24 protein-coding genes are annotated in these 23,081 nt (G+C 71.4%); 12 read left to right on the plus strand and 12 right to left on the minus strand.

Going from position 1 to position 23,081, the window contains the following annotated elements; all coding sequences use genetic code 11:
- Nucleotides 1-89 precede the first annotated feature (89 nt).
- The gene (locus J3P41_RS01865; protein WP_210648560.1) at nt 90-713 is read left to right on the plus strand and encodes a YgjV family protein; all 624 of its coding nucleotides are present in this window, start codon (nt 90-92) and stop codon (nt 711-713) included.
- Between the two features lie 13 nt (nt 714-726).
- Here the strand turns inward: J3P41_RS01865 and trpD are convergent, their stop codons facing one another.
- Genes trpD through J3P41_RS01880 form a run of 3 tightly spaced genes read right to left on the minus strand, consistent with a single transcriptional unit; the run spans nt 727 to nt 3,186 of the window.
- Nucleotides 727-1,755, minus strand: coding sequence for an anthranilate phosphoribosyltransferase (trpD, locus tag J3P41_RS01870; RefSeq protein ID WP_210648561.1), 1,029 nt, complete (start codon nt 1,753-1,755; stop codon nt 727-729).
- A gap of 42 nt (nt 1,756-1,797) precedes the next feature.
- Nucleotides 1,798-2,217, minus strand: a complete 420-nt coding sequence (locus J3P41_RS01875) for a response regulator transcription factor (RefSeq protein ID WP_210648562.1) — start codon at nt 2,215-2,217, stop codon at nt 1,798-1,800.
- Nucleotides 2,218-2,271: 54 nt separating this feature from the next.
- Nucleotides 2,272-3,186 carry a cytochrome c oxidase assembly protein gene (locus J3P41_RS01880; RefSeq protein WP_307861783.1) on the minus strand — a complete coding sequence of 305 codons (915 nt, stop codon included), beginning with the start codon at nt 3,184-3,186 and terminating at the stop codon, nt 2,272-2,274.
- A 66-nt stretch (nt 3,187-3,252) separates the two neighbouring features.
- Between J3P41_RS01880 and J3P41_RS01885 the strand changes: the two genes are divergently transcribed.
- From J3P41_RS01885 to J3P41_RS01900, 4 genes are read left to right on the plus strand one after another with little or no spacing between them, the layout of a single operon-like run.
- On the plus strand, nt 3,253-3,900 hold the full coding sequence (locus J3P41_RS01885) for a heme-copper oxidase subunit III (protein WP_210648563.1): 648 nt from the start codon (nt 3,253-3,255) through the stop codon (nt 3,898-3,900).
- A gap of 30 nt (nt 3,901-3,930) precedes the next feature.
- Nucleotides 3,931-4,803, plus strand: a complete 873-nt coding sequence (locus tag J3P41_RS01890) for a c-type cytochrome (protein ID WP_210648564.1) — start codon at nt 3,931-3,933, stop codon at nt 4,801-4,803.
- Nucleotides 4,800-5,963, plus strand: a complete 1,164-nt coding sequence (locus tag J3P41_RS01895) for a Rieske 2Fe-2S domain-containing protein (protein ID WP_307861784.1) — start codon at nt 4,800-4,802, stop codon at nt 5,961-5,963. The genes J3P41_RS01890 and J3P41_RS01895 overlap by 4 nt, the downstream gene beginning before the upstream one ends.
- The gene (locus tag J3P41_RS01900; protein WP_210648565.1) at nt 5,941-7,707 is read left to right on the plus strand and encodes a ubiquinol-cytochrome c reductase cytochrome b subunit; all 1,767 of its coding nucleotides are present in this window, start codon (nt 5,941-5,943) and stop codon (nt 7,705-7,707) included. Before J3P41_RS01895 ends, J3P41_RS01900 begins: the two co-directional genes overlap by 23 nt.
- 219 nt (nt 7,708-7,926) lie before the next feature.
- Here J3P41_RS01900 and J3P41_RS01905 read toward each other — a convergent pair whose 3' ends face one another.
- The 5 genes from J3P41_RS01905 to coxB all read right to left on the minus strand — a co-directional run bounded on the left by J3P41_RS01905 (nt 7,927) and on the right by coxB (nt 13,516).
- Nucleotides 7,927-9,090, minus strand: a complete 1,164-nt coding sequence (locus tag J3P41_RS01905) for an RtcB family protein (RefSeq protein ID WP_210648566.1) — start codon at nt 9,088-9,090, stop codon at nt 7,927-7,929.
- Nucleotides 9,091-9,193: 103 nt separating this feature from the next.
- Nucleotides 9,194-10,414 (minus strand): Ig-like domain-containing protein, encoded by a 1,221-nt coding sequence (locus J3P41_RS01910; RefSeq protein ID WP_246861425.1) that lies wholly within the window; start codon nt 10,412-10,414, stop codon nt 9,194-9,196.
- 80 nt (nt 10,415-10,494) lie between these two features.
- The gene (locus J3P41_RS01915; RefSeq protein WP_210648567.1) at nt 10,495-10,893 is read right to left on the minus strand and encodes a cytochrome c oxidase subunit 4; all 399 of its coding nucleotides are present in this window, start codon (nt 10,891-10,893) and stop codon (nt 10,495-10,497) included.
- Nucleotides 10,890-12,632, minus strand: a complete 1,743-nt coding sequence (gene ctaD / locus J3P41_RS01920; protein WP_210648568.1) for a cytochrome c oxidase subunit I — start codon at nt 12,630-12,632, stop codon at nt 10,890-10,892. Before ctaD ends, J3P41_RS01915 begins: the two co-directional genes overlap by 4 nt.
- Nucleotides 12,629-13,516, minus strand: coding sequence for a cytochrome c oxidase subunit II (coxB, locus tag J3P41_RS01925; protein ID WP_307861785.1), 888 nt, complete (start codon nt 13,514-13,516; stop codon nt 12,629-12,631). Before coxB ends, ctaD begins: the two co-directional genes overlap by 4 nt.
- A 170-nt stretch (nt 13,517-13,686) precedes the next feature.
- On the opposite strand from coxB, the gene J3P41_RS01930 reads away from it, so the two are divergent.
- Nucleotides 13,687-14,802 carry an aminotransferase class V-fold PLP-dependent enzyme gene (locus tag J3P41_RS01930; protein ID WP_210648570.1) on the plus strand — a complete coding sequence of 372 codons (1,116 nt, stop codon included), beginning with the start codon at nt 13,687-13,689 and terminating at the stop codon, nt 14,800-14,802.
- Entirely contained in the window at nt 14,799-15,068 is a 270-nt protein-coding gene (locus tag J3P41_RS01935; protein ID WP_307861786.1) for a sulfurtransferase TusA family protein, read from the plus strand. Before J3P41_RS01930 ends, J3P41_RS01935 begins: the two co-directional genes overlap by 4 nt.
- A 46-nt stretch (nt 15,069-15,114) precedes the next feature.
- Here J3P41_RS01935 and J3P41_RS01940 read toward each other — a convergent pair whose 3' ends face one another.
- On the minus strand, nt 15,115-16,101 hold the full coding sequence (locus tag J3P41_RS01940; protein ID WP_210648571.1) for a carbohydrate kinase family protein: 987 nt from the start codon (nt 16,099-16,101) through the stop codon (nt 15,115-15,117).
- A gap of 64 nt (nt 16,102-16,165) precedes the next feature.
- Between J3P41_RS01940 and J3P41_RS01945 the strand changes: the two genes are divergently transcribed.
- Complete coding sequence (locus J3P41_RS01945) at nt 16,166-16,420, plus strand: hypothetical protein (RefSeq protein ID WP_210648572.1); 255 nt, start codon at nt 16,166-16,168, stop codon at nt 16,418-16,420.
- A 97-nt stretch (nt 16,421-16,517) separates the two neighbouring features.
- Here J3P41_RS01945 and erpA read toward each other — a convergent pair whose 3' ends face one another.
- Together erpA and J3P41_RS01955 are read right to left on the minus strand one after the other, a co-directional pair.
- On the minus strand, nt 16,518-16,877 hold the full coding sequence (gene erpA / locus J3P41_RS01950; protein WP_210648573.1) for an iron-sulfur cluster insertion protein ErpA: 360 nt from the start codon (nt 16,875-16,877) through the stop codon (nt 16,518-16,520).
- A gap of 82 nt (nt 16,878-16,959) precedes the next feature.
- Complete coding sequence (locus J3P41_RS01955; protein WP_210648574.1) at nt 16,960-18,042, minus strand: glycerate kinase; 1,083 nt, start codon at nt 18,040-18,042, stop codon at nt 16,960-16,962.
- A gap of 42 nt (nt 18,043-18,084) precedes the next feature.
- Here J3P41_RS01955 and J3P41_RS01960 point away from each other — a divergent pair, with 42 nt between their 5' ends.
- Nucleotides 18,085-18,501, plus strand: a complete 417-nt coding sequence (locus J3P41_RS01960; RefSeq protein WP_210648575.1) for an SRPBCC domain-containing protein — start codon at nt 18,085-18,087, stop codon at nt 18,499-18,501.
- Nucleotides 18,498-19,385 carry a GNAT family N-acetyltransferase gene (locus tag J3P41_RS01965; RefSeq protein ID WP_210648576.1) on the plus strand — a complete coding sequence of 296 codons (888 nt, stop codon included), beginning with the start codon at nt 18,498-18,500 and terminating at the stop codon, nt 19,383-19,385. Before J3P41_RS01960 ends, J3P41_RS01965 begins: the two co-directional genes overlap by 4 nt.
- A 7-nt stretch (nt 19,386-19,392) precedes the next feature.
- Here J3P41_RS01965 and J3P41_RS01970 read toward each other — a convergent pair whose 3' ends face one another.
- Nucleotides 19,393-20,619, minus strand: coding sequence for a glucose-1-phosphate adenylyltransferase family protein (locus J3P41_RS01970; RefSeq protein WP_210648577.1), 1,227 nt, complete (start codon nt 20,617-20,619; stop codon nt 19,393-19,395).
- Nucleotides 20,620-20,675: 56 nt separating this feature from the next.
- Here J3P41_RS01970 and nadA point away from each other — a divergent pair, with 56 nt between their 5' ends.
- Nucleotides 20,676-21,860, plus strand: coding sequence for a quinolinate synthase NadA (gene nadA, locus J3P41_RS01975; RefSeq protein WP_210648578.1), 1,185 nt, complete (start codon nt 20,676-20,678; stop codon nt 21,858-21,860).
- Nucleotides 21,861-21,872: 12 nt separating this feature from the next.
- Complete coding sequence (locus J3P41_RS01980; RefSeq protein ID WP_210648579.1) at nt 21,873-23,063, plus strand: winged helix DNA-binding domain-containing protein; 1,191 nt, start codon at nt 21,873-21,875, stop codon at nt 23,061-23,063.
- Nucleotides 23,064-23,081: the final 18 nt, after the last annotated feature.

Genomic DNA, 23,081 nt, shown 5'->3' on the forward strand with positions numbered 1-23,081 from the left:
GGCCCCACCGTAGCGCCACGCCCGCGGCGGTCAGGACGACCGCGTACGCCAAGCGGACGAGAGCCATCGCGCACGGCTACCCTTCGGCGGTGAGCTGGCTCGTTGACCACTGGCTGGACGTCCTCGGTTGGGGCGGAAGCGCCCTCCTGGTCTACTCCTTGCTGCAGGCGAGCGTGCTGCGGCTGCGGCTGCTCAACGCGATCGCGTGCGTGATCCTCATCGTCTTCAACGCCATGCTCGGGGTGTGGCCCATGGTCGGGATGAACGTCGTCCTGGTGGCCATCAACGTCTGGTTCATCGCTCGGCTGGTCCGCGAGCGTCACGACGAGTCGGCTTTCGAGGTGCTCGAGGTGGGGCCGGGCGACGAGTACCTGCGGCACACCCTGCGCGTGCACGGGGCCGACATCCTCCGGTTCAACCCCGGGTTCGTGCACGACCCGGGTGAGACGCACGACGCGTTCGTGGTGCAGAAGGGCGACGAGACGGTCGGCGTCGTGCTGCTGCGCGAGCACGGAGAGACCGCCGAGGTGCTCCTCGACTACGTCACCCCGAGGTACCGCGACCTCTCCCCCGGCGAGTTCGTCTGGCGCCGCAGCGGGCTGCTCGCCGAGCGCGGCATCCGCCGGGTCGTGACCCCACCGGGGATGGTGGGCGCCTACTACGGCCGCCTCGGGTTCCGCCGAGAGGGCGAGTCGTACGTCCTGGAGCTCTGAGGACGGCTACGGCTCAGGCCGACGTCGCCGCGACCCAGCGGTCGAGCGCAGCTGCGGCGTCGCCCGAGTCGATCGCCTCCGCCGCCCGCGCCATGCCGGCCGCGAGGGCAGGTTGTACGTCCTCGTCCGGCGAGCCGTGCACGGCGAGAGCGGCGCCGGCGTTGAGGACGACCGCGTCGCGGACGGGACCCGCCTCCCCGGCCAGCAGGCGGTGCACGACATCGGCGTTGTGGGTCGCGTCGCCGCCGCGCAGGTCCTCCGCGGTGGCCCCGGGGATGCCGTACGCGGCCGGATCGACCGAGAGCTGCGTGACCTCGCCGTCGTGGACACGCCACAGGGTCGAGGTGGACGTGGTCGTCAGCTCGTCGAGCCCGTCGTCGCCCCGGAAGACCCAGGCGTCCACGCCGCGCCGGGCCAGGACGCCGGCCATCACCGGCGCCATGCGCGGGTCGGCGCACCCGATGGCTTGCGCCTGGGGGCGCGCGGGGTTGGTGAGCGGGCCCAGGATGTTGAACGTCGTGGCGATGCCGAGCTCGCGCCGCGGCACGGCGGCATGGCGCATCGCGGGGTGGAAGGCGGCCGAGAAGCAGAACGTGATGCCGGCTTCCTGCGCCACCTCCGCGACCCGAGCCGGTGCGAGGTCGAGCCGGATGCCGAGAGCCTCGAGCACGTCGGCTGATCCGGACTGCGACGACGCCGAGCGGTTGCCGTGCTTGACGACCCGCGCCCCGGCACCTGCTGCGACGATCGCCGACATCGTGGAGATGTTGACCGACATCGACCGGTCCCCGCCGGTGCCGACGACGTCGAGCAGCCGCCCGGGCACCGAGATCGGGTTGGCGGCCGCGAGCATGGCCTCGGCGATGCCGGAGACCTCCTCGACCGTCTCGCCCTTGGCGCGCAGCGCGACGACGAACCCGGCCAGCTGGACGGGGGTGGCCGCCCCGGCGAACACCTCGCCCATCGCCCATCGCGCCTGCTCCGCCGTCAGGTCGCGACCGGCGACCAGCGTGGAGAGGACGTCGGGCCAGGTCTGGGACATGGGCTCAGGCTAGTGGGGCCCGGACACGCCGCCCCGACGGTGTCAGGACGTGGCGGGCACGGACGGTCGCAGCAGGGCGATGACCGACTCGGCGAGCTGGATCGGGTCGATCGGGTGCGGCACGGCGGCCTCGGCGCGCGACCACGTCGCGAGCCAGGCGTCCTGCGGCCGGCCGGTCAGCACGATGACCGGCGGGCACTGGTAGATCTCGTCCTTGAGCTGCTTGGCGATGCCCATGCCGCCGGCGGGGACCGCCTCGCCGTCGAGGATGGCCAGCGCGATGTCGCCCCGGTCCATGTTCTGCAGGACGACCGGCTCGGTGGCCACCTCGACGTACTCCAGCTCCGGCAGGTCGGGGTGCGGGCGGCGGCCCAGCGCCAGGATCACCTGCTGGCGCGTGTTCACGTCGTCGCTGTAGACGAGGACCTTGATTCGGCGATCGGCGGGGGCAGCGTGGGTCACGCCAGCATGGTAGCCGTGCCCGCAGGGGCGCAGAGCCCGGGCTCGCGTGGTGGCTCAGCGCGGGGTCGTACGCCGCTCGGCGAGGTCCAGGCGCCGGTCCTCGCGAGCGGCCTCCTTCATCGACGAGCGCACCCACTGGATGAAGAGCACGGCGAAGAACAGCACGCCGATCAGGTCCCCGCTCGCCCAGAGGATCCCGCCGGCGAGGTGCTGGTCGTCCAGGACCGGCGGCAGCCAGGCGCCCATCGGCCCCTCGCGCAGCGCGAGGTAGTGCTCGCCGCCGATCAGGGTGGTCTGGCCCATGATCGTCACGCCGAGGAAGGCGTGGAAGGGCAGCGTCATCAGCGTCAGCAGGACGCGGAACGGGTGGGACACACGTCCGGGGACCGGGTCGATGCCCATCAACGGCCAGAAGAACAGCGTGCCGACCAGCACGAGGTGGACGTGCATGACCTCGTGGACGTACGCCGAGGCCAGGCTGGCGTCGTACCACGGGCTGAAGTACAGCGCCCACGGCGAGGCGACGTAGAGCGCGAAGGCCAGCGGCGGGAACGCCAGGACCTTGGCCACGGGCGAGTGCAGCACCGCGAGCAGCCAACGACGCGGCGCGGCGGGCAGCGTGCGCAGCGCCAGGGTCACGGGGGCGCCGAGCGCCAGCGCCAGCGGGACGACCATGGACAGCAGCATGTGCTGGACCATGTGCACGCTCAGCAGCGTGGTGTCGTAGCGCCCCAGGCCGGACATGGTGGCGAAGAAGAACGAGCCCATCCCCAGCGCGACGAACGCCAACGTGCGTCCGAGCGGCCAGTGGTCCCCGCGGCGGCGCAGGACCCCCACGCCGAGGGCGTACAGACCCACCGCCCAGACCGTGACGACGAAGGGGATGGGGTCCAGTCCCCACTCGGTGAAGACCCGTCCGAGCGTGAATCTCGGGAGGGTCTCGACGTCGGCGGACAGGGGGATCAGCACCCTGTGAACTTTATGACGCCACAACAGAGGGGGTCGGGGTGGGTTCCTCCTGCCCGAACAGCCATAATGACGGGTGTGGCGACAGCAACAGCGATTCCGGCATCCCGGCTGCACGGGCACCACGACCGACCGAGCATGGTCAGCGTGGGCACGATCATCTGGCTCTCCAGCGAGCTGATGTTCTTCGCGGCGCTGTTCGCCTCCTACTTCACCATCCGGGCGGTCAGCCCCGAGCTGTGGGCGCAGGAGACGGCGAAGCTCAACGTCCCGTTCTCGACCGCCAACACCGCGATCCTGGTGGCGTCCTCGTTCACCTGCCAGTGGGGCGTGTTCGCCGCCGAGCGCGGCCAGGTGGGCCGCACCGGCGCGCTGCTCAACTTCACCAAGTGGGGACTGCGCGAGTGGTTCATCCTCACCTACGTCATGGGCGCGATCTTCATCGGCGGCCAGGCGCTCGAGTACGCCGAGCTCATCCACCACGGCGTGACGATCCCGAGCTCGTCCTACGGCTCGATGTTCTACCTGACCACCGGCTTCCACGGCATCCACGTGGCGGGCGGCCTGATCGCCTTCCTGTTCGTCCTGGGCCGCACCTACCTGGCCAGGCGCTTCACCCATGAGCAAGCCGTGACCGCGATCGTCGTGTCCTACTACTGGCACTTCGTCGACGTGGTCTGGATCGGCCTGTTCTTCACGATCTACGTCATCAAGTAAGCACCGACCCGCAACCGGCAAGGACTTATCGTGCGTCTGCTCAACCGAACCGCTGGTCGCCTCTCCCGACACCGTCGGGGACCGCTCGCGGGTCTCGTCGTGCTGCTCCTGGGGCTGCTGATCAGTGGCTCCCTCTACACCGCTCTGGCTCCCGCGCAGGCTGACACGCAGGCGAGCGAGACCGAGCAGGTGGCTCACGGCAAGAAGCTGTTCCTCGCCAGCTGCGCGTTCTGCCACGGCAAGAACGGCGAGGGCATCCCGACCGTGCGCGACGGCTACCAGATCGGCCCGCCGCTGGCCGGCGTCGGTGCCGCCGCCGTCGACTTCCAGGTCGGCACGGGCCGCATGCCCCTGACGCAGCCTGGCCAGCAGGCGCCGCGCAAGCCCGTGGTGTTCAGCCAGGAGGAGATCGACGCCCTCGCGGCCTACGTCGCCTCCCTCGGCCCCGGCCCGGCGATCCCCGACGAGTCCGACTACTCCATCGAGGGACTCTCCGAAGAGGAGCGCCAGGAGGCGATCTCGCGCGGTGGCCAGATCTTCCTGACCAACTGCACCGCCTGCCACAACTTCAACGGTGCCGGCGGCGCGATGCCCCGCGGCGGCTACGCCCCGAACCTCCACGACGTGGAGGGCAAGCACATCTACGAGGCGCTGCTCACCGGCCCGCAGCAGATGCCCAACTTCAGCAACGGCAACCTCACCCCCGAGGAGAAGCGCGACGTGATCGCCTACCTCGGCAGCATCCGCGAGACCCCCGAGTACGCCGGATTCACGCTGGGCGGCCTCGGGCCGGTGTCCGAGGGCCTGTTCGCGTGGGTGGTCGGCATCGGCGGTCTGGTGGTGGGCTCGGTCTGGATCGCCTCGCACACGACCCGCAGCAAGAAGAGCAAGGTGAACGCGTGAGCAACGACGAGAACGGCCGCGGGGTCAACGCCTCCGACGGCACCCCCGAGCCCTACGGCGACACCGGTCGGTCCTCCTCCGACACGTACGCCACCTCGCCCGTGCCGGTGGACAACGAGACCGTGGCCGAGCCGATCCCCGACCCCGGCCTGGGCGAGCACACGTGGCGCCCGACGGACGTCGACCCGAAGGCCGAGAAGCGCGCCGAGCGACAGATCGCCGCGATGTTCATCGCCGCGATGGTCAGCGCCGTCCTCTTCGTCGTCGCCTACTTCACGCTGGAGATCGGTGACAACTGGGACACCTTCGCCGGGCTGGGCGCCTCCACCGTCGCCCTCGGCGTGACCCTGGGCACCTCGCTGCTGCTCATCGGCATCGGCATCATCCACCTCGCGCGCAAGCTCATGGCCGACGCGGAGATGGTCGAGATGCGTCACCCGGCGGCCTCGCCGCCGGAGGACCGCGAGGCGACCGTCGCCGCCATCAACGCGGGCGTCGAGGAGTCGGGCATCGGGCGCCGTCCGCTCGTGCGCAACACGATGCTCGGCGCGGTCGGCTTCCTCGGCCTGCCCGGCATCGTCGTCCTGCGCGACCTGGCACCGGGCGACGCCCTCGACATCGACCGGCTCGCCCACACCATCTGGGAGCCCGGCATGCGCCTGGTGCGCGACGTCGTCGGCACCCCGATCCTCGCCAGCGAGATCGAGATGGGCGACCTGATCAACGCCGCACCGGAGGCGATGTTCCCCACCGAGGAGAACGGCTACCCCGAGCTGCACGGCGCCGAGGAGCAGGTCGAGAAGGCCAAGGGCGCCATCATCATCGTGCGGATGAACCCCGACGACATCACCCCGGCCGAGGGCCGGGAGAAGTGGACCGTCGACGGCATCATCTGCTACTCGAAGATCTGCACCCACGTGGGCTGCCCGATCTCCCTCTACGAGCGCACCACGCACCACGTGCTGTGCCCGTGCCACCAGTCGACCTTCGACCTCGCGGACTCCGCCAAGGTCGTGTTCGGTCCGGCTGCCCGACCCCTCCCCCAGCTGCCGTTGTCGGTGGACGAAGAGGGATACCTCGTCGCGCAGAGCGACTTCAACGAGCCCATCGGGGCCAGCTACTGGGAGCGTGCGAAGCATGAGCAGCGACTCAAGGCTTGACACCAGCAAGGTCGCGACGACGAACGGCACCACCGCCGCGACCGCATCGAAGCCGGGACGTGCCGGCTCGCTGGCCACCTGGGCCGACGACCGCCTCGGCCTCGCCACGGCGATGAAGAAGAACCTCCGCAAGGTCTTCCCGGACCACTGGTCGTTCATGCTCGGCGAGATCGCCCTGTGGAGCTTCGTCGTGCTGCTCCTCACCGGTGTCTTCCTGACCCTGTGGTTCAACCCGTCGATGGGTCACATCACCTACGAGGGCTCCTACGACCAGCTCCGCGGCGTCGGCATGTCGGAGTCCATGGCCTCCACGCTCCACATCTCCTTCGACGTGCGCGGCGGCCTGCTGATGCGTCAGATGCACCACTGGGCGGCGATGATCTTCATCGCCTCGATGATGGTGCACCTGCTGCGCGTGTACTTCACGGGCGCGCACCGCAAGCCGCGCGAGCTCAACTGGGTCATCGGCTGCCTCCTGCTCCTGCTGGGCACCCTGGAGGGCTTCACCGGCTACTCGCTGCCCGACGACCTGCTCTCCGGCACCGGCGTCCGCGCGGCGGACGGGTTCCTCAAGGCCACGCCGGTGGTCGGGACGTACATGTCGTTCCTGCTCTTCGGCGGCGAGTTCCCCGGCGAGGCGGTCATCCCGCGCCTCTACATCATCCACGTGCTGCTGATCCCGGGCATCCTGCTCGCGCTGATCGCAGCCCACATGCTGCTGCTCGTCTACCACAAGCACACGCAGTGGCCCGGGCCCGGCCGCACTGAGCAGAACGTCGTCGGATTCCCGATGCTGCCGGTGTACGCCGCGAAGGCCGGTGGGTTCTTCTTCATGGTCTTCGGTGTCATCGCCATCATGGGCGGGCTGATGTCGATCAACCCGGTGTGGAAGTTCGGTCCCTACGACCCGACCAAGGTGACGGCCGGGTCCCAGCCCGACTGGTACATGGGCTGGCCCGACGGGCTGCTGCGCATCATCCCGAGCAACTGGGAGTCGGTGATCTTCGGCTACACCATCTCGTGGAACGTGATGATCCCGATCCTCATCGTGCCGCCGCTGATGCTCGTCCTGCTCATGCTCCTGCCCTTCATCGAGGGCTGGATCACCGGCGACAATCGCGACCACCACCTCCTGCAGCGCCCGCGCAACGCTCCGACGCGCACCGGCGTCATGGTGGCCCTGATGACGTTCTACGGCCTGGCCTGGGCCGCGGGCGGCAACGACATCATCGCGATCAAGCTGGACCTGAGCATCAACCAGATCACCTACTTCATGCGGGTGGCGATCTTCCTGGGGCCGCTGGTGGCCTTCTGGATCACCCGCCGCTGGTGCATCTCCCTGCAGCGTCACGACAACGAGAAGCTGCTCCACGGCTACGAGACGGGCATCATCACCCGCTCGCCCGAGGGCCAGTACGCCGAGCGCCACCTCCCCATCGCGGAGAAGGCGGCGTACACGCTCACCGCGCGCGACCGCGACGAGGTGCTCTCCGTCGAGGCCGGTGCCGACTCGGCCGGCGTGCCCGCGCCCGGATCCCGCGCGCAGCGACTGCGGGCGCGGCTCTCGGAGTGGATGCACGGCCACAACGTGCAGAAGCCCACCGCGGCGGAGCTCGAGGCGGCGCACCACCACGCCGAGCACCAGGCTGAGCTCCAGTCGGGTCTCGACCACCCGGTCGACGGTCACGACTTCGACGACCACCGCCTGCGCGACGCCGACGAGGTGCCGCTGCGCGAGCACTGATCGCACGCAGCACGAGGGCCCGCCGGGGATGCTCCCGGCGGGCCCTCGTCGTTTCTCCAAGCGGTGAGCCAGCCACATCACGACGGCCGGGAATGTGGCTCACGCCCGCCCGCCCGCGCCAGCGGTGGCCCAGCCACATCGAGAGCGCCAGGAATGTGGCTCACGCACCGCCCGGCCGAGCCTCGGGGCAGGACGGCGGCGGAGGCGAGGCGGGCGCGCTCAGTCGCCCTTGACGTTGACCAGCTGGCGCAGCACGTGGCGGACCTCCACGAGGTCGGCGGCGTCGGCCATGACCCGGTCGATGTCCTTGTACGCCGCCGGAATCTCGTCGATGAACGCGTCGGTGTCGCGGTACTCGATCCCCGCCATCGCCGTACGCAGGTCGTCGGCGGTGAAGGTCTTGCGTGCCCGCGTCCGCGAGTACTCCCGGCCCGCGCCGTGCGGCGCCGACCTCAGCGATGCCTCGTCGCCCTTGCCGACGACGACGTACGACGCCGTGCCCATCGACCCGGGGATCAGTCCCGGCCGGCCCGCCTCGGCGTTGATGGCGCCCTTGCGGGAGAGCCAGACGTCGCGCCCGTAGTGGTGCTCGGGCTCAGTGTAATTGTGGTGGCAGTTGATCTCCTCCAACCGCTCCACGTCGCCGCCGACCCACTCGCCGAACTCGCGCACCACGCGGTCCATCATCTCCTCGCGGTTGAGCAGGGCGTAGGTCTGCGCCCACCGCATCTCGCGGATGTAGGCGTCGAACTCCGCAGTGCCCTCGGTGAGGTAGGCCAGGTCGCGGTCGGGCAGGTCCTCACCCGCACACGCCTCGCGCGCCACGGCGATGTGCTTCTGGGCGATCTTGTTGCCGACGCCCCGGGAGCCGGAGTGCAGGAACAACCACACTCCCCCGGTCTCGTCCGCGGTGACCTCGATGAAGTGGTTGCCGGACCCGAGGGTGCCGAGCTGGAGGTCCCAGCGCCGGGCGTACGTGGCGGGGTCGAAGCCCGCCTCGGCGGCCAGGGCGCGCAGCCGCTCGAGGCGCCGCTCGGTGTGCTCGCGGCTCACCGTGGTGTTGGCCGCGCCGGCGTTGAGCGGGATCGCCCGCTCGATCGCCTGCCGGACCGGCTTGCGGTCCTCGGGCAGGTCGCCGGTGCGGTACCGAGTGCGCACGGCGATCATGCCGCAGCCGATGTCGACACCCACGGCCGCGGGGATGATCGCGCCGAGCGTCGGGATCACCGAGCCGACAGTCGCGCCGAGTCCGAGGTGCGCGTCGGGCATCAGTGCGACGTGCGGGTGGATGAAGGGCATCTGCGCCGTCTTCTCCGCCTGTGCGCGCGTGCTCTCCTCGAGGATGGACGCCCAGCTCAGGAGCGTCGGGGTGAGCTTCTCCATCGTCCTCTCCCGTTCGTGTCCGACCGACCTGGTGGCCAGCCTGCTCCGGGGACCCTAGGCGCGCGCAAACCGCTTGCACCGCCCATTTCCGGCGTGCCAGGGCTCAGGTGAGGGCGGAGCCCTTCTTCCACTGCGCGAGGGGGAGGTTCCAGTCGCCGTAGCCGTTGTCGAGGGTCATCCGCCGATCCGAGCCGGTGACCTCGACGACGTCCCCGCGGCTGGTGCGCTCGTAGAGCCACTGGGCGTCGGCGAGGCTCATCCCGACGCAGCCGTGCGAGACGTTGGCGCTGCCCTGGGAGCCGGCGGACCACGGCGCAGCGTGCAGGAACTCCCCGGAGTACGTCACCCGCAGGGCGTACTCGACGTTCGAGAGGTCGTAGAACTCCGGGTCGCTCTCGTCGACCCCGATCGTCGCTGCGCTCATCCGCTTGCTGCGGAACTTCTCCAGGATCACCTTGGTGCCCGAGCGCGTCTCCCAGCCGGCCTTGCCCGCGCTGATCGGCATCGTCCGGGCCAGGTCCCCGTTGATGAAGGTGCGCATGGTGTGGGTGCGGACGTCGACCTTGCTGACGACCGAGTCCCCGACGTGGAAGTCGATGCGGCGCGACTCCTGGCCGTAGATCCCGCGACCCGCGGGCAGGCTGTTGATGTCGAGGTCGACGGAGACGTCGGTCCCGGCCTGCCAGTAGGTGGCCGGTCGCCAGTGCGCCTCGCGGTCGCTCAGCCAGTACCAGGATCCGGGCTGCGCCGGGCGGCTGGTCACGCGCATGTGCTCCTCGAACAGCGCCCGGTCGGTGACGGGCAGGTCGAACGTGACGGCGACGGGCATACCCACACCGACCGTCTCGCCGTCGAGGGGCGCGACGGCGGCGAACGTCTGCTCCTCGAGCGTCAGCTCGACGGTGCGGAAGCTGCGGGTGCGCTGCACGGTCTCGCCGTCAGAACGTGTGGCCGAGGCGGTGATCCGGTAGTCGGTGCCCGGCTCCAGCAGCGCGGAGGAGGTCCACGTGCCGTCGACCACGTTGCCGGGCACCTCGCCGACAGCGGAGCTGACCCGTACGTCGCCCAACGTGCCGCCACTCGTGCTCACCGTGAGAGGCCGCCCGACAGGCACGGCCTGCGGGTCGCGGAAGCTGGTCGTCAGCTGCACGGCCTCGGGGCGGGCTGTCTCCGACGCGCCCGAGGCGCCAGGTCCGGCGTCGGAGTCGCCGGGCCCCGAGGCCGTGGAGCAGCCGGCCAGCCCGCCGGACAGCGTGAGCAGCGCGGCCGCGACCGCCGTACGACGGCGCGCGGAGCGCACAGGACCGAGCGCGCGACGGCGCATGCGACGAACCCCCAGGAGCTGAACAGAAGAGCCCGTCCAGCGTACGTGCTGGACGGGCTCTCCCGAAGTCGGCGGACGCCTCAGTGGGCGTGCTCGCCGCGGTAGTACTCGAAGATGAAGCCGCACGTGACGACCGCGCCGACGGTGAAGCCGATCACCACCAGCCACCACTGCGCCATCGCGGTGCCGAAGACGATCACGCCCAGGGCGGACGCGCACCACAGCGGCCACCACGAGTAGGGCGGGAAGAAGCCGAGCTCGCCGGCACCGTCCGCGATGTCACCCTCCTTGCGGTCCTCGGGCCGCGGGTCCATCCGGGCGGCGTGGAAGCCGAGGTAGAGGGTCACCATGCCGAACAGCAGCGCGGTCATGACGAGCGCTGAGGTGCCGGTCGGGTCCTCGGTGAGGAACCAGTAGGCCGGCGACACGATGGCCACGAAGATGGCCGTGATGCCGAAGACCCAGGACTCTGCCTTCATCGGTTGTCTCCCTCGTTGTCCTCGATGCGGTCGCGCAGCAGCTCCTCGCGGCCGGCCACCTCGGGCGCGTCGGCGACGTCGCCGTCACGCTCGGCGTCGTTCTCGCCCAGCTCGAGCAGCGCCACCTCGGGGTGGTGCAGGTCGAAGGCCGGGGACTCCGAGCGGATGCGCGGCAGGCTGACGAAGTTGTGGCGCGGCGGCGGGCAACTCGTCGCCCACTCCAGCGAGCGGCCCCAGCCCCACGGGTCGTCCACGACGACCTTCGGCGCCCGTGCGGAGACGTAGACGTTGTAGAGGAACGGCAGCGTGGAGGCGGCGAGCAGGAACGAGCCCACGGTGGAGATCTGGTTGAGCGTGGTGAACCCGTCCTCGGGCAGGTAGTCGGCGTAGCGCCGCGGCATCCCCTCGACGCCGAGCCAGTGCTGGACGAGGAAGGTCGTGTGGAAGCCGACGAACAGGATCCAGAAGTGCACCTTGCCCAGGCGCTCGTCGAGCAGCCGCCCGGTCATCTTGGGCCACCAGAAGTAGAACCCGGCGAACATCGCGAACACCACGGTGCCGAACACGACGTAGTGGAAGTGCGCGACGACGAAGTAGGAGTCGGACACGTGGAAGTCCAGCGGCGGGCTGGCCAGGATGATGCCGGTCAGGCCACCGAAGAGGAACGTCACGAGGAAGCCGATCGACCACAGCATGGGGGTGTCAAACGAGATCGACCCGCCCCACATCGTGCCGATCCAGTTGAAGAACTTCACCCCGGTCGGCACGGCGATGAGGAACGTCATGCCGGAGAAGAACGGCAGGTCGACCGCACCGGTGACGAACATGTGGTGGGCCCACACGGCCACCGACAGCATCGCGATGCCGAGGGTCGCCGCGACCAGGCCGACGTAGCCGAAGATCGGCTTGCGGCTGAAGACCGGGAGGATCTCGGAGACGATGCCGAAGAACGGCAGGGCGATGATGTAGACCTCGGGGTGACCGAAGAACCAGAACAGGTGCTGCCACAGGATCGGCCCGCCGTGCGAGGGGTCGAACACGTGGGCGCCGAGCAGTCGGTCGGCCTCCAGCGAGAGCAGTGCGCCCGCCAGGATCGGGAACACCATGATCACGAGCATGCTGGTGATCAGCGTGTTCCACACGAAGATCGGCATCCGGAACATGGTCATGCCCGGGGCGCGCATGCAGATGATCGTGGTGATGAAGTTGACGCCACCCAGGATCGAGCCGAGACCGGCCATCCACAGGCCCATGATCCACAGGTCGCCGCCGACGCCGGGACTGCGGACGGCGTCCGAGAGCGGCGTGTAGGCGAACCAGCCGAAGTCTGCGGCGCCGTCGCGGGTCAGGAAGCCCGAGGCGGCGATGAGACCACCGAACAGGAACAGCCAGTAGCTGAACATGTTGAGCCGCGGGAACGCCACGTCGGGCGCACCGATCTGCAGCGGCATGATGATGTTGGCGAAGCCGAAGAACAGCGGGGTCGCGAACAGCAGCAGCATGATCGTGCCGTGCATGGTGAACAGCTGGTTGTAGAGCTGCTCGTGCACGATCTGCTGGCCGGGGTAGGCCAGCTCGGAGCGGATCAGCATCGCCATCAGGCCGGCGATGAGGAACCAGGCGAACGAGGTGCCGAGGTAGAGCTTGCCGATGAGCTTGTGGTCGGTGGTGGTGAGCAGCCGGACGACCTGCTCTCCCAGTGCCTTGCGCTGCGGTGCGGCAGCGGATGCGGCGGTCACTCCTGGCTCCCTTCCTGGTTGTCGTCTTCGCCCAGACCAGCCTGGGTCTCGACGTTGGCCCCGCCGGTGATCGGCTGCTCGCTGGTCTGGCCGGCCTCGGCCAGCTCGGCCAGGTAGGCCTCGTAGTCGGCCTGGCTCACGACCTCGACCTGGAAGAGCATGCGCGAGTGGTAGACCCCGCACAGCTCGTAGCACTTGCCGGCGTAGGTCCCGATGACGGTCGGGGTGACCTGCAGCTGGTTGACGCGACCGGGGATGACGTCCATGCGCGTCAGGAACGACGGCACGCCGAAGTTGTGGATGACGTCGGGCGAGCGCAGGTTGAACTGGATCCGCTGGTCGACGGGAAGCACGAGCGTGGGGATCTCGCTGGCGTCGCCGACGGTGTAGACGTACTCGTCGTAGGCGTAGTCGCCGTCACGAGCGGTCGCGTCGGTGTTCTGCTCGCCGATGCCGTGGTTGAACGTCCACGACCACTGCTGGCCCGTCACCTCGATCGTGAGGTCGGGCTCGGGCTCGATCTCGGTCATCACGTCCTGGACGCGGACGGTGTGGAAGAAGAACACCACGCACATCAGGACCGGAGCGATCGTGTAGAAGACCTCGAGGGGCAGGTTGTAGCGCGTCTGCCGCGGCACCTCGTCGTCGTTGCGACGGCGGAACTTCACCACGACGTAGAAGATCAGGCCCCAGACGATGAGGCCGGTGATCATCGCCGCGACCCATGCCCACTTCCACAGCTCGTAGGTGTAGGGACCCTGGGCGCTCGCGCGGTCGGGCATGGCGAGGTTCTTGATCTGGTGCGTGTCGGCCTCGGAACACCCGGCCAGCACCAGCATCGTCACGCCGAGCAGCGCGACCTTCACCGCACGCCGGGCAGGCACGCCTGAAAGCTTGGGGACTTGCAGACCCACTGACGAGCCTCTCTCTCGGTACTTCTCGGTGTGCCAAGGGTATCCCCAACGGGCCCGGCCGTGCGGGGCAGGGTCCGGTGTCGCGGATCTGCCCGGCCGCCGCGAGGCGGTCCGCGGCGTACGTGGCATAGGTTGCCGCTGTGACCGGTCGCGGCGACCTCGACAGCGCCTCCTCGGCGCCCCTGCACCCGGCGGCGCGCGAGGTCCTGCTGGCCGCCGTGGACCGCGGGTACGCCGACCCCCGCCGGCTGCACCGCGCCGGCCGCGAGGCGCGGCTGCTCCTGGACAACGCCCGCGAGGCGACGGCCGACGCGCTGGGCGTGCGACCGGACGAGGTCACCTTCACCCCGAGCGGCACGCACGCCGTGCACCTGGGGCTGCTGGGGCTGGTCCGCGGCTCGCGTCGCGGCGACGTGGTCGTCCACTCGGCCGTCGAGCACTCGGCCGTCCGGCACGCCGTGGCCTGGGGCGCCCGCGCCGCAGAGGTGTCCTGCGACCGCCACGGCCGGGTCGACGTAGACGCTCTGGCGCAGGCGGCGCTGGCCCCGGAGGTCGGCGTCGTGGCGCTGCAGACGGCCAACCACGAGGTCGCGACCGTGCAGCCGGTGGACGAGCTCGAGCTGCCCGACGGCGTCCCCCTCTTCACCGACGCCTGCGCCTCGATGGGCCGGCTCCCGCTGCCGGGCGGCTGGGCGGCGGCGGCGGGCTCGGCGCACAAGTGGGGCGGTCCGGCCGGTGTGGGGCTCCTGCTGGTGCGCAAGCGGGCCAGGTGGCGCAACCCGTTCCCGGGTGACGACCGCGTCGACGAGCGCTCGACCGGCTTCGAGAACGTCCCGGCGGTCCTCGCGGCCGCCGCCTCGCTGCAGGCCGTCGTCGCCGAGCGTGCCGAGGCCGGCACCCGCCAGCACGAGCTCGTCGACGTCGTACGCCGCCGGGTGGCGGCCGAGGTGCCGGACGTCGAGGTGGTCGGCGACCCCGAGCGACGGCTCCCCCACCTCGCGACCTTCTCGTTCCTCTACGTCGACGGCGAGGCGCTGGTCACCGAGCTCGACCGGCGCGGCTTCGGGATCGCCAGCGGCTCGGCCTGCACGGCGTCCACGCTCACCCCGAGCCACGTCCTGGAGGCGATGGGCGTGCTCACGCACGGCAACGTCCGCCTCTCGCTGCAGCGCGACACGACGCGCGCCGACGTGGACGCCTTCTGCGACGTCCTGCCCGCCCTGGTGGCCGAGCTGCGGGCCCGGGTGGGGATGTGAGCGAGCAGCCCGGCCGACCGGGTCCGCGCGGGGAGCCGGTCGCCCTCGAGCTGGACTGTCGCGAGGTGCCCTGCCCGATGCCCGTCATCGAGCTGGCCCGGCACCTCGGCGACGTCGAGGTGGGCGAGCTGCTCGCGGTGGTCGCCCGCGACCCGGCGGCCGCGGTCGACGTGCCGGCGTGGTGCCGGATGAAGGATCAGGAGTTCGTCGGCGCGGACACCGCGGGGGACGGAGCCCCCCGCTACGTCGTGCGCCGCCTCGGCTGAGGCGGGCGGAGCGGCAGCGGCAGGGGCAGGGGCAGGGGCAGGGGCGTCAGGGGCGGATCGTCTCGAGGTGCGGCTCGAAGTCGGCCACCGCCTCGTCGCCGTACGTCGCCGCACAGCGCGCGAGGAACGCCCGCCGCGAGATCTCGTACTCCTGCGTGCCGACCTGCTCGACCACGTAGACCGCGAGCAGGCACCCCAGCTGTGCGGCGCGCTCGTGACCCAGACCCCAGCTCAGCGCCGCGAGGAAGCCGGCGCGGAAGGCGTCGCCGACACCGGTCGGCTCGACCTTCTCGATCTCGGGCACCGCGCCGACGACGATCGACTCCTCGCCCTCGCGGTCGATGCGCACGCCGGCCGGACCGAGCGTCACGACCCACGTGCCGACCCGGGACAGGACCTCCTCGCGGCTCCAGCCGGTCTTCTGGGTGATCAGGCTGGCCTCGTACTCGTTGGAGAAGAGGATCGCCGCGCCGTCGATCAGCTGGCGGATGAGGTCCCCGTCGCCGAAGGCGAGCTGCTGCGAGGGGTCGGCGACGAACCGGTAGCCGCGCTGGCGGCACTCGTCGGTGTGGCGCAGCATGCCCTGCGGGTCGTCCGGGCCGACCAGGACGTAGTCGGGGGCGCCCACGCGGTCGACGATCGGCTTGAGCTCGATGTCGCGCGCCTCGCTCATCGCGCCGGCGTAGAAGCTGGCGATCTGCGCCATCGAGGAGTCGTTGGTGCACACGAACCGGGCGGTGTGGCGGGTCTCGGAGACGTGCACCGAGTCGCAGTCGACGTTGTGCCGCTCGAGCCACGAGCGGTACTCGGCGAAGTCCTCGCCCACGGCGCCGACCAGCACCGGGCGCAGCCCCAGGTTGCCGAGGCCGAAGCAGATGTTGGCGGCGCAACCGCCGCGGCGTACCTCGAGGTCCTCGACCAGGAAGGACACCGAGAGCTTGTCGAGCTGGTCCACGACCAGGCTGTCGGCGAACCGGCCCGGGAAGGACATCAGGTGGTCGGTCGCGATGGATCCGGCAACGAGGAGGGACACGACGCGGAACACTACCTCCCGGTACACCTCGGGATACCACGCAGTAGCCCCTAGCCTCGGACCCATGACGACGTCGCGACACCCCTCGCACCTGGTCCACGACGAGCTCGGGACGCCGGCCGAGCTGGCGGCCGACTGCCGCGCGACCGGCCGCAACCTGGGTCTCGCCTCGCCGCTCGAGCGCGCCGCGCAGGCCGCCGTGGCGGCTGCGCCCAGCATCCGGTTCGAGGACTACCCCGCCGAGGTCGGCAAGCGGGAGATCCGGGTCTCCGAGGCCGCCGCGCGGCTGGCCGGGGCGCTCCACCTGCACCTGGACTGAGCCGACCGGACGGACGGGTCCCCCGGACACGACGAAGGCCCCCGCCGCTCGGCGGGGGCCTTCGTCGTGCGTCCCGGTCGAGACCGGGCGCCTCAGCTCAGTGGAAGCTGTCGCCGCAGGCGCAGGACCCGGTGGCGTTGGGGTTGTCGATGGTGAAGCCCTGCTTCTCGATGGTGTCGACGAAGTCGATCTCGGCACCGTTGAGGTAGGGGACGCTCATCCGGTCCACCACGACGGTCACGCCGTCGAAATCGGTGGTGACGTCGCCGTCGAGCGTGCGCTCGTCGAAGAAGAGCTGGTAGCGCAGGCCCGAGCAGCCACCCGGCTGCACGGAGATGCGCAGGGCCAGGTCGTCGCGACCCTCCTGCTCCAGGAGGCTCCTCACCTTGCCGGCGGCGACAGCGGACAGGTTGATCTGGTCGGTACGGCGCTCAGTGGTCTCGACCTGCTCGGTCATGTCATCACTCCAGGAAGTCTCGGGGTACTGCTTGCGTCAATGGTCGCACACCGCGGGTTATTCCCCACGGGTCGTCGTGCGGTCAGCGCGACCACGTCCGCGCGACCCGTGCCGCGAGGTCGGCGAGCGCCCCGGCGGGGTCGCCGAGCGCGCGCTCCTCCCCCACCAGCTCGACGAGCGAGTAGGCGGACTCGATGCCGAGGGCCCGCATCTCGCGGGAGCCGACCAGGACCTGCCCCGCCAGTGCGATGCAGGGCCGCAGCGCGTCCGCGGCGATGCCGGCGACGCCGTAGGGGACCTTCCCGGCCCGGCTGGAGAAGTCGAAGGCGCCCTCGCCGGTCACGACGAGGTCGGCCTGCCGGGCACGTGCGGACAGCTCGACCGCCTCGGCGACCAGCCCGATGCCGGGCTGCCGCGAGGCGCCGAGCGCGAGGAGGGCGTACCCGATCCCGCCGGCGGCGCCCGCCCCCTTCTCCAGCGACGTACGTCGGTCGGTGGCGCTCGCGAAACCCTCCAGCCACCCGTCGACCTCGGCGATCCGGTCCTCCGCGATGCCCTTCTCCGGCCCGAACGTCTTGGTGGCCCCGAAGAGCCCGGTGAGCGGGATGTCCACGTCGCTCGCCGCGACCAGCGCCACCCCCGCGAGCCGCTCGCGCGCCGGCGCCGGGTCCACCACCGTGACGGACGCGAGACCCGCCGCGCCGGCGTCCAGTGGCCCGTCGCTCCGCGCGCCGAGCGCCGCCAGGACGCCCGCGCCCCCGTCGTTGGTGCCGCTGCCGCCCAGACCCACGACGACCGTCCTGGCGCCCCCGTCGACCGCCGCCAGGACGAGCTCGCCGACGCCGCGGCTCGACGCGGTCTCGGGGTCGCCGTCCACCAGGTGGGCGCCGGCGGCCTGAGCGCTCTCGACGTACGCCGTCTCCCCGACGTGCAGCACCACGGCCGGGGTCGGCGTCCCGTGCGGTCCGGCGACCGTGACCGCGGCGAGGTCGCCACCGAGCGCGGCGTGCAGCACGTCGACGAAGCCGGAGCCCCCGTCGGCCATCGGCGCGAGGTCGAGCTCGTCGTGCGGCGCCTGGCGCCGCCAGCCCTCAGCGACGGCCTGCGCGGCCTCGACGGCGGTGAGGGTCCCCGCGAACTTGTCGGGGGCGATGAGCACGCGCATGGCGCCATCCTCGCAGCGGCCGCGTCCGGCATGCTTGGCGGCATGAGCCTTGACCCCGTCGTCGCCGAGGTCACCGTGCCGGTGACCCCCACCGAGGCGTTCGTGGGCTTCACCGCCCAGATGGGCGAGTGGTGGGACCCGCTGCTGACCCCGGACCCCGCCACGTTCACCGGCATCGCCATCGACCCCCACGGCGACGTCGCGATGGTGCACGGTGACGAGCAGTACGTCTGGGGGCGGGTCACCGAGTGGGACCCGATCGGCCGCTACTCGCAGGAGTTCTGGCTCGGTCACGCCGAGGAGTCGCCGACCACCCTCGTGGTCACGTTCACCGAGGGACCCGACGGCACGGAGGTCCGCCTCGAGCACAGCGGCTGGACCCCGGGCAGCGAGGAGGTCCGCGCGAGGTACACCGACTGGGCCAGGCTGCTCGAGCGCTACGCCGCGCACGTCTCGTGACCGCGCCGGTCGTCCGCCCGATGCGCGAGGAGGACGTCGAGGACCTCGCCGAGCTCACCGCCACGAGCTACTTCGAGGTCGACGCCCGCACCTACCAGCGCGCCTGGCCGGATCCCGTACGACGACCCGCCGGCCGCAACGCGCACTGGATCCGGCGCACGAAGCGAGCGTTGGTCACCGATCCGGGCGGCTGCTGGGTCGCGGAGGCCGACGGCGAGGTCGTCGGCGGAGCGGTGTCGCGCGTGCGCGAGCTCATGTGGATCCTGGCCTCCTTCGCCGTGCGGCCGGACCTCCAGGGGCGCGGGATCGGCGCCCAGCTGATGGCGGCGGCGATGCAGCACGGCCGCGGGTGCCTGCGCGGCATGTTCTCCGCCAGCGCCGACCCCGGCGCCGTACGCCGCTACCGGCTCGCGGGCTTCGACCTGCACCCGCAGATGCTGCTCACCGGCGTCGTCGACCGCAGCGCGATCCCGGTCGTGGACCGCGTCCGGGAGGGCACCGCCGCCGACCTGGAGCTGATGGACTCGGTGGACCGGCGCACCCGCGGCGCGGCGCACCTGGGCGACCACGAGCTCCTCCTCGAGCAGTTCCGGCTCGTCGTGACCGACCACTCCACGGGCTCGGGCTACGCCTACGTCGAGGCGGACGGGGCTCCCGTCCTGCTGGCTGCGACCAACCGCCGCACCGCGGCCAGGCTGATGTGGGAGGCGCTGGCCTCCTCGCAGCCGGGGGCGGAGATCTCGGTGCACCACATCACGGCCGCCAACGCGTGGGCGCTCGACGTGGGCCTCGCCGCGCGGATGGCGATCCACCAGAGCGGCTACCTGTGCGTGCGCCGGATGAAGCCGCCGGCGCCCTACCTGCACCACGGCAGCCTGCTCTGAGAACGCCTCAGCCGCCCGACCCCGGCTCCAGCCGGGACCCGGCCGGGACCTCGCCCTCCACCCGCGAGTCGCGCCCGACCAGCACGAGGTCGTCGTCCTCGGCCCGCTTCCGCGAGGACGCGGCCCCGACGCTCGCCTTGGCCAGCACCTCGCAGCGCTCGTCCAGCACGCTGGTGCGCACCACGGCGCCGGCTCGGATCACGCAGTCCTCCATCACGACGCTGTCGTGCACCTCGGCGCCCTTCTCGACGACGACCCCGGGCCCCAGCACGCTGCCCACGACCAGGCCCGACACGTCCGCGCCCGGCGACAGCAGGGAGTCGCGGCACTCGCCCGCGGCGCGCACCCGCGCCGCCGGGCGGTCCGGCCAGTGCGAGATCACCGGCAGGTCGCGGTGGTCGAACACGTCGACGTCGCCGCGCAGCAGGTCGCGGTGGGACTGCAGGTAGAGGCTGGGCTGGCCCACGTCGCGCCAGTAGCCGGTGAGCGGCTCGGCCACGACCCGTCCACTCTCGACCAGTCGCGGGAGCAGGTGCTCGCCGAAGTCGCCGATGCCGCTGTCGCCGTCGTCCTGGTCACCGGCCAGCTCGCGCCGCAGGTCGTGCAAAGCGGAGAGCAGTGCCTCGGTGTCGTAGACGAAGATCTCGGTGGCGACCGTGCCCGCCGAGGGTCGGTCGGGCTTGTGCTCGACGCCGGTGACCGTGCCGTCGTCCCCCGCGAGCACGACGACGTTGTCGGAGGCATCCCGCTTGCCGACCTCGCTGGTCAGGACGGTCGCCACCCGCCCCGCGGCCACGTGCTCGTCCACCACCGGCGCCAGGTCCATGTTGAAGACGTGGTCGGCGCTGCACACGACGAGCGTCCGCGCACCGAACGACTCCAGGTCGGCCGACATCCGCAGCAGCAGGTCGCCGTTGCCGTGCGCGAACCCGCTCTCGGTGGCCGGCCCGGTGCCGGTCTGCGGCACGATGCGACGGAAGCCGCCGCGGTTGCGGTCCAGGCTCCACGGACGACCGCCGGACAGGTACTCGTCGATGGAGGTGACCTGGTACTCCAAGGACACCCAGACGTCGGAGAGCTCGGCATGCACCAGGGCGGACAGAGCGAAGTCGATCAGCCGGTGGACACCGCCGTAGGGCAGTGCCGGTTTGGCCCGCTCCCTGGTCAGCACGTCCATCCGGGACCCCTGGCCGCCCGCCTGCACCAGGGCCAGCACCTCACCGCGTCGTGGCATGTCCTCAGCCTGCCACCGGCGCGGGAACGTCGGGGACCCCTCTTAGGATGACCCCCATGAGCATCGTCGACCTGCCGCTCCTGCCCCTCGGCAAGGGCCGCGACCTCGACGCCGAGCGCGGCGTCGAGTGCCCCGGGGACCTGCCGGCAGCGTCCGACCCGAGTCTGGTGGCCCGTGCCCGGGCCGCGAAGGAGGCGCTCGGCGAGCGGGTCTTCGTGCTCGGTCACCACTACCAGCGCGACGAGGTCATCCAGTTCGCCGACGTCACCGGTGACTCGTTCAAGCTCGCCCGCGACGCCGCGGCCCGCCCGGACGCCGAGTTCATCGTCTTCTGCGGGGTGCACTTCATGGCCGAGTCGGCCGACATCCTCACCTCGCCGGCGCAGCAGGTCGTGCTGCCCGACCTCGCCGCCGGCTGCTCCATGGCCGACATGGCCCGGCTCGCGCAGGTCGAGGACGCGTGGGACGCGCTGGCCGAGGCCGGGATCCAGGACAGCGTCGTGCCCGTGACGTACATGAACTCCAGCGCCGACATCAAGGCGTTCTGCGGGCGCAACGGAGGCGTGGTGTGCACCTCCTCCAACGCCGACGTCGCCCTCGAGTGGGCCTTCGCCCAGAAGGCCGACGGGGGTGAGGACGCCAAGGTCCTGTTCCTTCCCGACCAGCACCTGGGTCGCAACACCGCGGTGCTGCAGATGGGCATCGCCCTCGACGAGTGCGTCGTGTGGGACCCGCGCCTGCCCAGCGGCGGGCTGAGCCGCGAGGAGCTGCAGCGGGCCCGGATGATCCTGTGGCGCGGTCACTGCTCGGTGCACGGCCGCTTCACCGAGGACGTCGTCGACGAGCTGCGCGCCCGCCACCCGGGCATCAACGTCCTCGTCCACCCGGAGTGCCGCCACGAGGTCGTCCTCAAGGCCGACCTGGTGGGCTCCACCGAGTTCATCATCAAGACGATCGAGGCCGCCGAGCCGGGCACGACCTGGGCGATCGGCACCGAGCTCAACCTCGTCAAGCGACTGGCCGACGCCCACCCCGACAAGACCATCGTGTTCCTCGACCGCAACGTCTGCTACTGCTCGACGATGAACCGCATCGACCTCCCGCACCTGGTCTGGGCGCTGGAGAGCCTCGTCGCGGGCACCGTCGTCAACCGCGTCACCGTCGACCCCGAGACCGAGGCCGACGCCCTCGTGGCGCTGCAGCGGATGCTCGACCTGCCGGGCAAGTCCCATCGCGACTGAGCGGGCCCGCCGGTGACCCCGACGCGCAGGATCAGCGACGCCGAGCGACGCCGCCGGATCGCCGTACGCCACGCGCTGGCGCCGTCCCACCGGCTGGACGGAGTCGCGGCGGCCACCCGGGCGATGACCGTGCTGCACGCCACGGAGGCGGCCACCGTCCACCTCGCGGTCGCCGCGCGGGCCGAGGCCGTCACCCCCGCCGACGTCGACGCCGCGCTCTACGACGACCGGTGCGTGGTCAAGCAGCTGGCGATGCGGCGGACCCTCTTCGTCTTCCCGCGCGAGCTGCTCCCGGCCGCGTGGGGCAGCGCCTCGGCTCGCGTCGCGGCAACGGAGCGCACGCGCATCGCCAAGGCGATCGCCGGCGCCGGCATCGCCGACGACGGTGCGGCCTGGCTCGACGCGGCCCGCACGGCGACGCTCGCCCGACTCGCCGCCGGGCCCGCCTCCACCGCGGAGCTCCGTGCAGAGCTGCCCGAGCTCGCCGGCACCGTCGGGGGCACCACCGACAAGCCGTGGGACCGACCGGTCCCCGTGGCCCCGTGGGTGCTCACCGTCCTCGGCCTGGAGGGCGCCGCCGTCCGAGGCCGCAACGCAGGCCACTGGCGGCTGAACAAGCCCACGTGGTGCCGCACCGAGGACTGGCTCGACGACGTCCCCGAGCCGCTGGACGAGGCGGTCGGCTACGCCGAGCTCGTCCGCCGCTGGCTGGCGACGTTCGGCCCCGGCACCGCCGCCGACCTGCAGTGGTGGCTCGGGTCGACCAAGACCGCGGTCCGCCGCGCCCTGGCCGACGTCGGCGCCGTCGAGGTGGCGCTCGACGACGGCACCGCGGGCTGGGTGCTGGCCGACGACGTCGAGGACGTCGGGCCGGTCGAACCGTGGGCGGCCCTGCTGCCCACCCTGGACCCGACGGTGATGGGATGGAGGGTGCGTGCCTTCTACCTCGACCCCGCCCACGTGCCGTTCCTCTTCGACACCAACGGCAACGCCGGCACCACGGCGTGGTGGGACGGGCGGGTGGTCGGCTGCTGGGTGCAGGACGACCGCGGTGTCGTGCGCCTCTCCCTGCTCGAGGACGTCGGTCCCGTCGGCCGTGCTGCGCTCGAGGTCGAGGCCGAGCGGCTCACCGCGTGGCTCGACGGCACGGTGATCGGCAACGTGTACGCCTCGCTGCAGATGAAGCGGGCGCGGCTGCCCTGACGCAGCTTCCGCGGCAGC

Source organism: Nocardioides sp. SYSU D00065, assembly GCF_017916425.1.
Taxonomy (GTDB): Bacteria; Actinomycetota; Actinomycetes; order Propionibacteriales; family Nocardioidaceae; genus Nocardioides.

Bases quoted from the DNA above. Each gene is read 5' to 3' on its own strand.
- trpD (WP_210648561.1), bottom strand. From the start codon at position 1,755: ATGTCCCAGACCTGGCCCGACGTCCTCTCCACGCTGGTCGCCGGTCGC.
- J3P41_RS01885 (WP_210648563.1), top strand. From the start codon at position 3,253: ATGACGGGTGTGGCGACAGCAACAGCGATTCCGGCATCCCGGCTGCAC.
- J3P41_RS01900 (WP_210648565.1), top strand. From the start codon at position 5,941: ATGAGCAGCGACTCAAGGCTTGACACCAGCAAGGTCGCGACGACGAAC.
- J3P41_RS01905 (WP_210648566.1), bottom strand. From the start codon at position 9,090: ATGGAGAAGCTCACCCCGACGCTCCTGAGCTGGGCGTCCATCCTCGAG.
- J3P41_RS01910 (WP_246861425.1), bottom strand. From the start codon at position 10,414: ATGCGCCGTCGCGCGCTCGGTCCTGTGCGCTCCGCGCGCCGTCGTACG.
- J3P41_RS01915 (WP_210648567.1), bottom strand. From the start codon at position 10,893: ATGAAGGCAGAGTCCTGGGTCTTCGGCATCACGGCCATCTTCGTGGCC.
- J3P41_RS01945 (WP_210648572.1), top strand. From the start codon at position 16,166: ATGACGACGTCGCGACACCCCTCGCACCTGGTCCACGACGAGCTCGGG.
- erpA (WP_210648573.1), bottom strand. From the start codon at position 16,877: ATGACCGAGCAGGTCGAGACCACTGAGCGCCGTACCGACCAGATCAAC.
- J3P41_RS01955 (WP_210648574.1), bottom strand. From the start codon at position 18,042: ATGCGCGTGCTCATCGCCCCCGACAAGTTCGCGGGGACCCTCACCGCC.
- J3P41_RS01960 (WP_210648575.1), top strand. From the start codon at position 18,085: ATGAGCCTTGACCCCGTCGTCGCCGAGGTCACCGTGCCGGTGACCCCC.
- J3P41_RS01970 (WP_210648577.1), bottom strand. From the start codon at position 20,619: ATGCCACGACGCGGTGAGGTGCTGGCCCTGGTGCAGGCGGGCGGCCAG.
- nadA (WP_210648578.1), top strand. From the start codon at position 20,676: ATGAGCATCGTCGACCTGCCGCTCCTGCCCCTCGGCAAGGGCCGCGAC.